Raw genomic sequence first — 11,338 nt, 5'->3', positions numbered from 1 at the left:
GTGCGGTGGGTGGGTTAGGGGGTTTCCTCTTTCCCCGACCCCGCCCCTTCCCGAAACTCTCCGGCTGCGCCGGCCTCGAGGTGACCGCAGATCACCGGCTCCGCCGAGTTCGTCCTCAAACGCCGGACGGGCTGAAATGCCCTCAGCCCAAGCGGACCCGCGCCAGCTGTCGCGACTGGGCGACCAGGCGGTCCTCCGTGTCCCAGACCTCCGCGTCCTCCTCCAGGAAGCCGCCCGCCAGGTTGCGGGTGGTGATGGAGACACGGAGCGGTCCGGGAGCTGGACGGCAGCGGATGTGGGTGGTGAGTTCGACCGTCGGGACCCAGCCGGACAGGCCCAGTTCGAAGGCCGTCGGCGGCAGCGCGTCCACCGCGAGCAGCAGCGACAGCGGGTCGGCGTCGCGGCCGTCCGCGAGGCCGAACCAGGCCCGCATCTCCCCCTTGCCGGAGGGCTGGCCGAGGGCCCACCCCAGGGTGGACGGGTCCAGTTTCAGGAAGAGCCGGTCACTGATCGCCGAGCTGCCGGGCACGGGCCGGTGATCCGGCGCGTCCTGCGGGCCGAAGCACTGCTCCAGCGGCGGCAGCGCAGGCGGCTTGGCCGTCGTACGGACGTCGTCCGGCAGCGCGGCCAGATCTCCGTACGAGGCGAGCACGCGGATCCGCTCCACCTCGCGCCCCTCCTCGTCGTACTGGAAGAGCGAGGCCTGCCCGGTGGACAGCGTCCGCCCACCGCGCACCACGTCCGTACGGATCACCGCGGGACCCGGCTGCGACGCCGTCAGGTAGTGCGCGGAGATCGTGAAGGGGTCCGCGTGCGGCAGCGCGTCGCCGAGCGCTCGGCCGATCACCGCGAGGAGATAGCCGCCGTTGACGGCGCTGATGATCGTCCAGCCGGCGGAGAGCTCGATGTCGTAGACGCCGGGCTCCCGCCGGGTGACCGCGGTGTCGCGGTCGAACTCGCTGTCGCCGATGCTCGCGGGCACCGCTGCCGGTATGGATGCTGCCTCTGCCATGCCAGCAACGTACAACATGAAACTACTAAGCGGTAGCTTTCTCCGGTGAACCGGGCCGCACACTCCTAGGCACGCTCCTAGGCCCACTCCTAGGCACACTCCTACGCGTCCTCCACCTCCATCGCCGTCGAACGCCGGTGCCAGGCCCGCGGCGCCCGCCAGTGGTAGCGCATCGCGAGCAGCCGCAGGACGAACGCCGTGACGACGGCGAGGCCGCTGGTGAAGGCGTTCACCATGTCGTAGTTGATGCAGAGCGCGACCATCGCCGAGCCGACGATCGCGGGCACGGCGTACAGATCACGGTCCCAGCGCACCAGCGAGGGCACCTCGTTGGCGATGATGTCGCGCAGCACGCCGCCGCCCACCGCGGTGGCCAGACCCAGGGCCGCCGACGCGGTGAGGCCGAGGCCGTAGTCGTACGCCTTGGTCGTGCCGGTGACGCAGAAGAGGCCGAGCCCCGCCGCGTCGAAGACGTTCACCGCGACCTGGGTGCGCTCCACCTCGGGGTGCAGGAAGAACACCAGGGCGGCGGCGAACAGCGGGGTGATGAAGTAGCCGAGGTCGGTGAACGCGGCGGGCGGCACCGCCCCGATGACCAGGTCCCGGAGGATCCCGCCGCCCAGGGCGGTGACCTCGGCGAGCACGGCGATGCCGAAGACGTCGAAGTTCTTGCGTACGGCGAGCAGGGCGCCGGAGATCGCGAAGACGAAGATCCCGACGATGTCGAGCGCGTGCTGGACGGAGGGGCTGAACAGATCCTGAATCACGCGACATTCTTACCTGCCCGCCGCCCAGCCCCACGCACCCCCTACAGGGCGGGCTTGCCCTTCGTGAACAGCCACGTCTCGAACAGGCTGTCCAGCTGCTTGCCCGAGATCTTCTCGGCGAGCCGGATGAAGTCGGCGGTGGTCGCGTTCCCGTGCCGGTTCTGCTGGGTCCAGGCCGGAAGCAGCTTGAAGAACGCCTTGTCACCGATGCGCTCGCGCAGCATCTGGAGCGTCATCGCGCCGCGCTGGTAGACGGCGGAGGCGAACATCGTGTCGCGCTGCGGGTCGCCGACGACCGTCTGCCAGAAGGGCGCGTCGGCGGGGCGCGAGTCGTAGCCCGCGATGAAGGAGTCGTGGGCCGAGCGGATGCCCTTGTGCTCGCTCCACAGCCACTGGGAGTAGGTCGCGAACCCCTCGTTGAGCCAGATGTCGTTCCACTTCTCGGGCGTGACCGAGTCGCCGAACCACATGTGGGCCAGCTCGTGGGCGATGGTCGACTCGCTGCGGACGGCGGAGTAGACCGGCTTGGTCTGGGTCTCGAGCGAGAAGCCCGCCTGCGGCATGTCGTCGACGATCGCGCCGGTCTCCTCGAAGGGGTAGGGACCGAAGACCTCCGACCAGTAGTCGGTGACCTCGGCGGTGACGCCGTACACGTCGACGTTGTTGCTGTTCTCGAGGACGGGGTCGATGGCGACGTAGATCGGGGTCCCCGCCGGGGTCTTGCCGGTCTTCACGTCGAACTTCCCGATCGTGGCGGTCGCGAGGTAGGTCGCCATGGGCGTGGACTCGCGCCAGTGGGCGACGGTCTGCCCGCCCTTGTCGTACGTGTCGACCAGGCGGCCGTTGGAGACCCCGGTCAGGCCCTTGGGGGCCTTGATGCGGATGTCGAAGGCGGCCTTGTCCCCCGGGTGGTCGCTGGACGGGAACCACGTCGACGCGGCGTTGGGCTCGCACGCGACGAAGACGCCGTCCGTCGTCTTCATCCAGCCGTAGTCGGAGCCGAAGACGATGGGGCCGCTCAGCGGCTCGGGGACACCGCCGTACGTGACGGTCACGGTGAACGTCCGGTGCTTGCGCAGGTGGTCGCGCGGGCTGATGCGGATCTCGTCGCCCTCGCGCGTGAAGTGCGCCCGTCTTCCGTTCACCTCGATTCTCGTCACCTCCAGCTTCTGGAGGTCGAGGTCGAAGGAGGAGAGGTCCTGGGTGGCGCGCGCGGTGATGGTGGTGCGGCCGTCGAGGCGGTCGGTGTCGGGGTTGTACGCCACGTCGAGGCCGTAGTGACGTACGTCGAATCCGCCGTTGCCGAGCTGCGGGAAGTACGGGTCGCCGACGCCGTCCGAGCCGGGGTGCGGCGCGGGTGCGGCGGCGATCAAGCAGAAGGAGGCGACGGCTGTGGCCAGTGCCCCCAGACGTGCCGAACGGGAGAGTGCCATGAGTCATCCCTTTCGCGCGTGTTCCGATGAGACGGACACGCAGACTCTGCACTCTCCCGTATGGGCGTGTACATGACTTGGTGCCTGATTTTTACCAAGTCATCTGGAGCTACTTGCCAGTTGACCCCTGACCCTTGGCTTCCACTTCGGCCTCCGCTTCGGCTTCCGCTTCGGCCTCCGCTTCCGGGGCGTCCTTCGAGACGGTCTCGGGGGCTTCGTCCTTCGACACGGTCTCGGCCTCCGCAGCCGGCGCCGACTTCTCCGCCGTCTCGTCCGCCGTCTCGTCCGCCGTCTCCTCCGCCTTGCTCACCACCGACACCACCTCGATCGCCTCCTTGGCGATCTGCAGCAGCTTGGTGTCCTCGGGCGCCTGGTCCTCGGCGTTCTCCGGGTGGTGGCACGCCACCTGGTGGCCCGTCTCAAGCGTGATCAGCGGGGGCTCGGTCTTCGCGCAGAGCTCCGTCGCCTTCCAGCACCGCGTGTGGAAGCGGCAGCCGGTGGGCGGGTCGATCGGCGAGGGGACGTCACCGCGGAGCAGGATGCGCTCGCTCTTGACCCCGCGACGCTTGGGGTCGGGCACCGGCACCGCGGAGAGCAGCGCCTTGGTGTACGGGTGCATCGGCTTGGAGTAGAGGTCCTTGCGGTCCGCGAGCTCCACGATCTTGCCGAGGTACATCACCGCGATGCGGTCCGAGACGTGCCGGATCACCGAGAGGTCGTGCGCGATGATCACGTACGTCAGGCCGAGCTCGTCCTGGAGGTCGTCCAGAAGGTTGACCACCTGCGCCTGGATCGAGACGTCCAGGGCCGAGACGGGCTCGTCGGCCACGACCAGCTTGGGCCGCAGCGCGAGCGCACGGGCGATGCCGATGCGCTGGCGCTGACCGCCGGAGAACTCGTGCGGGTAGCGGTTGTAGTGCTCGGGGCTGAGCCCCACCCGCTCCAGCATCTCCTGCACGGTCTGCTTCAGGCCGCCCTCGGGCTTGACGCCCTGCAGCTTGAACGGCGCACCGACGATCGTGCCGATGGTGTGCCGCGGGTTCAGCGACGAGTACGGGTCCTGGAAGATCATCTGCACGTCGCGGCGCAGCGGCCGCATCTTGCCGACGCCCAGGTGCGTGATGTCCACGCCCTCGAACTCCACGCGCCCGGCGGTCGGTTCGAGCAGGCGGGTGATCAGCCGGCCCATCGTCGACTTGCCGCAGCCCGACTCGCCCACGACGCCGAGCGTCTCACCGGGACGTACGTCGAAGGTGAGACCGTCGACGGCCTGCACCGCCGCCACCTGGCGCTGCAGCAGCCCCTTCTTGATGGGGAAGTGCTTCACCAGGCCGTCGACCTTGAGCAGCGGCTCGGGTGAGCTCTTCGACTGCGCCGGGATCGTCATCTCCTGGCCCTTGCCCTTCGCCAGATCCTTCTGGGCTTTCGCCTGGTCTTTCGCTTCGTCTTTCACAGCTTCGGCGCAATCTCTTCGGTCCAGATGCGGGTGCGCTCCTCCTGCGACATGTGGCAGGCGGTGAAGTGTCCCGGGGCCACCTCGCGCAGATCGGGGCGCTCGCTGCGGGTGATCTGGTCCTTGGGGATGTCGGCGTACGGGCAGCGCGGGTTGAAGGCGCAGCCCGACGGCAGGTTGATCAGGCTGGGCGGGGAGCCCTTGACCGGTACGAGACGGTCGGTCTCCTCGCGGTCGATGCGCGGCATCGATCCCAACAGGCCCCAGGTGTAGGGGTGCTGGGGCTCGTAGAAGACCTTCTCGGCGGTGCCGCGCTCGACGCAGCGGCCGCCGTACATCACGAGCAGCTCGTCCGCCATCTCGGCGACCACGCCCAGGTCGTGCGTGATCATGATGACCGCGGAGCCGAACTCCTTCTGCAGATCCCGGATGAGGTCGAGGATCTGCGCCTGGACGGTGACGTCAAGGGCGGTCGTCGGCTCGTCCGCGATGAGCAGCTCGGGGTTGTTCACCAGGGCCATCGCGATCATCGCGCGCTGGCGCATGCCGCCGGAGAACTCGTGCGGGTAGCTGTCGACCCGCTTGTCCGGCTGGGGGATGCCCACCCGGTCGAGCATCTCGATGGCGCGCTTGCGGGCGACCTTCTTGTCCACGTTGTTGTGGACCCGGTACGCCTCCATGATCTGCTTGCCGATGGAGTAGTACGGGTGCAGCGCGGACAGCGGGTCCTGGAAGATCATCGCCATGTCGCGGCCGCGCAGCCTGCGCACCTCGTTCGGGTCCGCGCTGAGCAGCTCCGTGCCGTTCAGCCAGATCTCGCCGGAGAGCTGCGCCCTGCGGCGGCCGTACTGACCTGCGGTGTGCAGGCCGAGGATGCCGAGCGAGGTGACGGACTTGCCGGACCCCGACTCGCCGACGATGCCGAGGGTGCGGCCCTTCTCCAGCGTGAAGCTGAGCCCGTCGACGGACTTGACCAGGCCGTCGTCGGTCGGGAAGTGCACCTTGAGATCGCGTACTTCGAGGAAGGCGCTGGGAGCGGCCGAAGCGGCGGCGACGGGTTCTCCGACAGCCGCTCCGGTCTTGTGCAGTTCGGTCATCCCAGCCTCACTCGCGGGTCGATGACGGCGTACAGAAGGTCGACGACGAGGTTGGCAAGCGCGATCGCGAGCGACGCGCACAAGGTGACGCCGAGGATCACCGGCAGGTCCTTGTTGCTGATGGCCTTGACCGCCTCGAGGCCGAGCCCCGGCAGGTTGAAGGTGGACTCGGTGAGGACGGCGCCACCGAGGAGCACACCGAGGTCGAGGCCGAAGACCGTGAGGATCGGCGTCATGGCGGAGCGCAGCGCGTGCCGTCTGATGACGATGGCCTCGCCGAGCCCCTTGGCGCGCGCGGTGCGGATGTAGTCCTCACCGAGCACTTCCAGCATGGTGGCGCGGGTGAGTCTCGCGTACATGGCGGCGTTGAGGAACGCGAGCACGATCCACGGAAGGATCAGCGTCTCGAACCAGATGTTGATCGGATCGTCCGTGGTGAGGGTGTCCTCGATCTTCACCCAGCCCAGGGAGTGGACGAAGATCCCCATCGCGATCATGCCGGTGAAGAAGATCGGCAGCGAGACGCCGCCGAGGGCGGTGATCATCGCGGAACGGTCCCAGACGGTGCCCCGCTTGAGCGCGGAGACCACACCGGTGGCGACACCGGCGACCAGCCACAGCACACACGCACCGGCGGCGAGCGCCGCGGTGACGGGCAGGGCGTCCTTCAGGGTCTCCCAGACCGGCGCCTCGGTTCGGAAGGAGTATCCGAAGCAGGGGGCCGGGCAGTGGGTGACGTCGGCCCCGTTGGCGTAGTCACGCCCCATGGGGATGCCCTTGACGAAGTCCCAGAACTGGACGAGCAGGGGGTCGTCCAGGCCCAGTTTGATCCGGATGCCCGCGAGCTGCTCGGCACCGGATGACTTGCCGGCGAAGAGGACGGCGATGTCCTGTCCCGCCCACTTGGGCAGCATGAAGAAGACGGTGAAGGTCGCGAGCAGTACGACCAGCACCATGATGACAACGGCGATCAGGCGCCGGATGAGATAAGCAAGCACTGTGCGCGGCCCGGCGGTGGGACTGCCTTGGCGGCGGGGACTACTTCTTGTCGCTCACACCGAGCGAGATGTAGTCGTAACGACCGCTGTAAGCGGCGGACGAGTAGACGTTGGTCGCCCGCGAGGAACGCCAGCTGACGTTCTTCTCGTAGATGAAGGGCATCCAGTACGCCTTGTCGATGATCTCGTGGGCCATATCGGTGTAGATCTGACCGGCCTTGTTCGGGTCGACCGTGCCGATCGCGTCGTCGAAGTACTTGTCGATCTTCGGGTCATCGATCTGCGACTCGTTGTAGTTGCCGTTCTCGTTGATGAAACGGCTGTCGAACAGCGGCTGGGCGTAGCCCTGGCCGGTCGGGAAGTCAGGACCCCAGCCCGCCATCGTCATGCCGATGCCGCGCTTCTTCACCACCGAGGGAGAGCCGGTGATGCTGGAGGAGTCGGCGCCGTCGATCTGGTCGACCTCGGCGTTGATGTTGACCTTCTTCAGCTGCTCCTGGAGCGCCGTGGCGGCGTCCACCTCGCCCGGCTGGTTGGTGCGCGCCGAGATCTTGGTCGAGAAGCCGTTGGGCTTGCCGCACTTCTTGAGCTCAGCCTTGGCCTTGGTCAACGACTCGGCATCAGCCTTCTTCTTGGCCTCGCCCTTCAGAGCGCTGCGCTTGAGAACACCGTAGGGGTCGTAGTCGTCGTGTCCCTTGATGGACTTCGGGAAGACGCTGTTGGCTACGTCACCGGCGGCAACCGGGCCGCCACGGGTCTTCTGCAGGCTCGCGAAGTCCGTGGCGTAGAAGACGGCCTTGCGGCAGGCCTCGTTGTCGAACGGCTTCGTCTTGGTCACCAGGGCGACGTAACGGACGAAGTCCGTCTGCATGTTGTCGACGTTGCCCTTGTGGTCCTGAATGGCGGTGGTGCGACCCGACTGGGTCATACCGGTGCCATTCATGTCGATGTCGTAGTCGCCTTCCATCAGGCGCTTGTCGTTCTCTTCGAGGTTCGCCGAGATGGTGACCGTGATCTTGTCCGGCAGCGCGGGACGGACCGGGTCCGACGACTTCTTCCAGTTCTTGTTGCGCACGAGCGTGATGCTCTTGCCTGCGCTGTAGTTCTCGAACTTGTACGGACCGGAGGAGAACGGCTTCTGGGTGTACTTGGCGCCGGTGTCCTCGGACTGCTTGACCGGGGTGCCCGACGGCATCGCGAGCATCTGCTCGAAGTCGCCGTTCTTCTTGGGCAGCTTGAAGATGATGGTGTTGTCGTCCGGCGTCTCGATCGCCTTCAGACCCAGCTTGTCCTTCGACTTGTCCTCGTAGGGGCCCTTGTACTCACCCTTCGGGTCGAGCGTCGACTTCAGGTAGCCGGGGCCACCGGTGATGACCTTGGTCGCCCAGATGCGCTCGATGCCGTACTTGATGTCCTTGGAGGTCAGCTTCGAGCCGTCCTCCCAGGTCAGGCCGTCACGCAGCTTGTACGTGTAGGTCTTGCCGTCGTCGCTGATCTTCGCCGTGGACTCGGCGAGGTCGGGGACGAGCTTGTTGGACGCGGCACCCGGCTTGGTGTCGTACGTGATCAGCGTGCGGGTGTAGTACCGCATGAAGTCCCACGCAAAGCCGTAGTAGGCGCGCTGCGGGTCGGCCGAGTCGAGGTCCTGCTTGGCAACGAACTTGAGAGTTCCGCCCTTCTTCGCCGACTGGTTCGCGACCTTGCCGATGGCCGCGTTGTAGCCGGCGCCCTTGCTGTCGTCGTCGCTGCCGCCGCCGCACGCCGTGGTGGTCACCAGCGCCGCCACGACGAGGGCCGCGCCAGCGGTCAACCGTCGTTTAGAGGAACCTGTGGGCATTTCTCGCATCCTCCGAGATTCGCGGTCCTAGGCTTTGACTGCCTTGAGAACCATGGGAAGAGCCACCTGACGCTGCGGCAGGGGCAAGCCAGTTGGAGCTGTTTACCGAGTTCCCTTGGGGTCCAGGGCGTCGCGCAGCCCGTCACCGAAGAGGTTGAAGGCAAGCACGGTCACAAAGATCGCCAGGCCGGGGAAGACCATGAACATCGGGTCGTGCTCGTACGTCGCCAGGGCGTCCCGGAGCATGCCGCCCCAGGAGGCCGTGGGCGGACGCACACCCGCGCCGAGGAAGCTCAGCGCCGCTTCGGTGAGGATGTTGGTGGGGATCATGAGCGTCGCGTACACCGTGATCGGTGCGACCAGGTTCGGCAGCAACTCCCGGAAGAGGATGTGCCGTTGACCGCCGCCGAGGCTGCGGGCCGCCTCCACGTACTCGCGTTCGCGCAGCGAGAGGGTCTGGCCTCTCACGATGCGTCCGACGTAGGGCCAGCCGAAGAAGCCGATCACCAGGATCAGTACGGCGATGCGTACGCCGCTGCCGGTGAGCCCGAGCAGGTCGTCGGGGAGGACCGAGACCAGGGAGATCACGAAGAGCAGCTGCGGGAAGGCGAGCAGCACGTCCATGATCCGGCTGATGGTCGCGTCGATCCAGCCGCCGAAGTAACCCGCGATGATGCCGAAGAAGGTGCCGAGCACCACCGCCACCACGGCGGCCAGGAACGCCACGAGGAGCGAGATCCGCGCTCCGTAGACGATCCGGCTGAAGACGTCGCGGCCCTTGTTCGGCTCGACTCCGAAGAGGAAGTCCGTACTCACGCCGCCGAAGGCGCCCTTGGGCAGGTTCGTGAGGTCTTCGAGCTCGTCCTGATGGAACTCGTTGGGCGGGTGGCCCAACAGGGAGACGATCAGGGGCGCGAAGACGGCGACAAGGACCAGGACGAGCACGGTGATGCCGCCGGCCAGGGCGACCTTGTCCCGCTTCAGGCGGTTCCAGGCGATCTGCTTGAGGGACCGCCCCTCGACCTTCTTCACCCCTGCACCAGCTGCGGGAGCGACGTCCGCTGTCGGGTCCGCGTCCGCAGGTGTGTCATGCAATGGTGCCGTCATCGTGGCAGGGACCCCTCTCAACCGGTGGTGACCGGCCCGCACTTGCCGCTGTAGCGACGTGATCAGTCCGTCGTACACAGGGGCGAACCGCCCCTGGTGCGGGAGTCTTCATCGCCGTCGCGATCTGTTACCAGCCTTGTCGGCGAATGGATGCGCAACCGTGATGCTGATCGGAGTGTTCCGTTATCCGGACTCGGGTGAACGAGGGGCGAACACGGGGCAGTTGTGATGCAAGGTGCCACGGCAACCCATAGGGCCCCTCCGTCATCAGAACGGACATCGTGACGATCAGGGCAGGTATACGAGCCTCCACGGTCGGCTTGCCGCCCCTTCCAGACCGACCCCGAGCATCCAAACACCCGAACAAGCGCAACACCCGACCACGCCTGGACTGAAGGTCTGCGTCGCACAGAAGCGCGAGCACGACACTCGCCGTGCCCGGCGAACCCAGCGGCCCGCACCCGCTTAGACGCGGCTGCGTGAGGCAACTCGACACAACCGCAGGGACGTTGGGAACAGCACACTTCGATACGTGACCTACATCACAGCAGCTCACAGTCATGTCCACTTCACCCCAAGTTACCGTTTCCCCCGCCCGCCAAATCAAACAAAATGGACACGGTGAATGCGGTTTAACTTTCTTATGCAACTAAGTTTGAGGTTTACCTGAGGAAGGTGTAACCGGCTTTTCCAGAACCCCTTGATACCGCCACCGCTCATCACTATGTTCAATGCCGAAGAGACCCGCACGACGAACACAAAAGAGGAAAACGGGGAAGTATGAGAGCCACGATAAAGCACGCGCTCTATTCAACGACCACAGCGGCAGCACTCATCGTTGGAAGCCTGGCCATCACGCCCGGGGTAGCTACCGCTGCAGAAAATGGCGCCCAGCAGTGTGACGTCTTCAACTTCTACAAAGTGAATCCGTACGGAAAGTCCTCCTTCAAGAGCCGCGGTTCCACGGTAAGCAAGTACAACAGCAGTTCTGGCGCTTCCTGGCTCACCCTGTCCGTCAAGACAAACAAGAGCCGCTCAACCACCTGGGTTGGCGAGGGCGGCGGAAGCATCAAGTGGGGCATCGGAAAGATCGAGGCTAAGACCAGCTACTCCGTAGAAAAGAAGGTGTCTGCTGGCGCGACCGTAACGAACCGCATGAAGGTGGATGCGAAGAAGCGCGGGTTCACGAAGCCAGGCGTCCTTTATCGCAAGTTCGTGATCAGGAAGTATCGGCAGAACGGTAACTGTGGAAGCACGCTGCTCGACTCCTGGCACATGAAGGCGATTGTGTCGAAGCTTCATTTCGCTGAGTGCCAGACCAAGCGCCCCAGCTGCAAGCCTAAGGCTTAGGTATCAAATTGCCGTAGCCCTGCCGCAGGCGACCTAGACCGGCCCTGCGATCCTAGCCTGCTGCGCCTGCCCTCTTCCGGGGCGGGCGCAGCAGGCTTTTGACCTTCGTCAGAGCCCCCTTCGGGATTCATTGGTGTGAACTGAGAAAATGGAAAGCCCCAATGTGGAGGTACTTGCCGTAAACGAGACGCCTCCTGAGGGCTGTAGGCGCGTTTTGGCTCAAACTTCTCTAGGTCGACTTCGGTTCCATCGCGTGAGTTAGCGTTGCGCGTGCAGCAATTCTG

General features: G+C 65.9%; 9 protein-coding genes. 1 reads left to right on the top strand and 8 read right to left on the bottom strand.

Going from position 1 to position 11,338, the window contains the following annotated elements; translation table 11 throughout:
• Positions 1 to 142: 142 nt before the first annotated feature.
• The 8 genes from E2651_RS14180 to E2651_RS14145 all read right to left on the bottom strand — a co-directional run bounded on the left by E2651_RS14180 (position 143) and on the right by E2651_RS14145 (position 9,704).
• On the bottom strand, positions 143 to 1,012 hold the full coding sequence (locus E2651_RS14180) for a thioesterase family protein (protein WP_209446146.1): 870 nt from the start codon (positions 1,010 to 1,012) through the stop codon (positions 143 to 145).
• Positions 1,013 to 1,113: 101 nt separating this feature from the next.
• Positions 1,114 to 1,779 carry a trimeric intracellular cation channel family protein gene (locus E2651_RS14175; protein ID WP_135331461.1) on the bottom strand — a complete coding sequence of 222 codons (666 nt, stop codon included), beginning with the start codon at positions 1,777 to 1,779 and terminating at the stop codon, positions 1,114 to 1,116.
• Positions 1,780 to 1,820: 41 nt separating this feature from the next.
• Positions 1,821 to 3,212 (bottom strand): M1 family metallopeptidase, encoded by a 1,392-nt coding sequence (locus tag E2651_RS14170; RefSeq protein ID WP_135331460.1) that lies wholly within the window; start codon positions 3,210 to 3,212, stop codon positions 1,821 to 1,823.
• 109 nt (positions 3,213 to 3,321) lie between these two features.
• The gene (locus E2651_RS14165; RefSeq protein ID WP_135331467.1) at positions 3,322 to 4,599 is read right to left on the bottom strand and encodes a dipeptide ABC transporter ATP-binding protein; all 1,278 of its coding nucleotides are present in this window, start codon (positions 4,597 to 4,599) and stop codon (positions 3,322 to 3,324) included.
• Positions 4,600 to 4,661: 62 nt separating this feature from the next.
• Positions 4,662 to 5,762 carry an ABC transporter ATP-binding protein gene (locus E2651_RS14160; protein ID WP_135331459.1) on the bottom strand — a complete coding sequence of 367 codons (1,101 nt, stop codon included), beginning with the start codon at positions 5,760 to 5,762 and terminating at the stop codon, positions 4,662 to 4,664.
• Positions 5,759 to 6,760, bottom strand: a complete 1,002-nt coding sequence (locus E2651_RS14155; RefSeq protein ID WP_135331458.1) for an ABC transporter permease — start codon at positions 6,758 to 6,760, stop codon at positions 5,759 to 5,761. Before E2651_RS14155 ends, E2651_RS14160 begins: the two co-directional genes overlap by 4 nt.
• Positions 6,761 to 6,800: 40 nt before the next feature.
• The gene (locus E2651_RS14150) at positions 6,801 to 8,597 is read right to left on the bottom strand and encodes an ABC transporter substrate-binding protein (RefSeq protein WP_209446145.1); all 1,797 of its coding nucleotides are present in this window, start codon (positions 8,595 to 8,597) and stop codon (positions 6,801 to 6,803) included.
• A gap of 102 nt (positions 8,598 to 8,699) precedes the next feature.
• Positions 8,700 to 9,704 carry an ABC transporter permease gene (locus E2651_RS14145; protein WP_135331456.1) on the bottom strand — a complete coding sequence of 335 codons (1,005 nt, stop codon included), beginning with the start codon at positions 9,702 to 9,704 and terminating at the stop codon, positions 8,700 to 8,702.
• A gap of 780 nt (positions 9,705 to 10,484) precedes the next feature.
• On the opposite strand from E2651_RS14145, the gene E2651_RS14140 reads away from it, so the two are divergent.
• Positions 10,485 to 11,054 carry a hypothetical protein gene (locus E2651_RS14140; RefSeq protein WP_135331455.1) on the top strand — a complete coding sequence of 190 codons (570 nt, stop codon included), beginning with the start codon at positions 10,485 to 10,487 and terminating at the stop codon, positions 11,052 to 11,054.
• The last annotated feature ends 284 nt before the right edge of the window (positions 11,055 to 11,338 follow it).

It is taken from the genome of Streptomyces sp. MZ04 (genome assembly GCF_004684775.1).
GTDB lineage: Bacteria > Actinomycetota > Actinomycetes > Streptomycetales > Streptomycetaceae > Streptomyces.
Note: the sequence above shows the minus strand (reverse complement) of the source record. Positions and strands in the feature narration are given on the sequence as shown.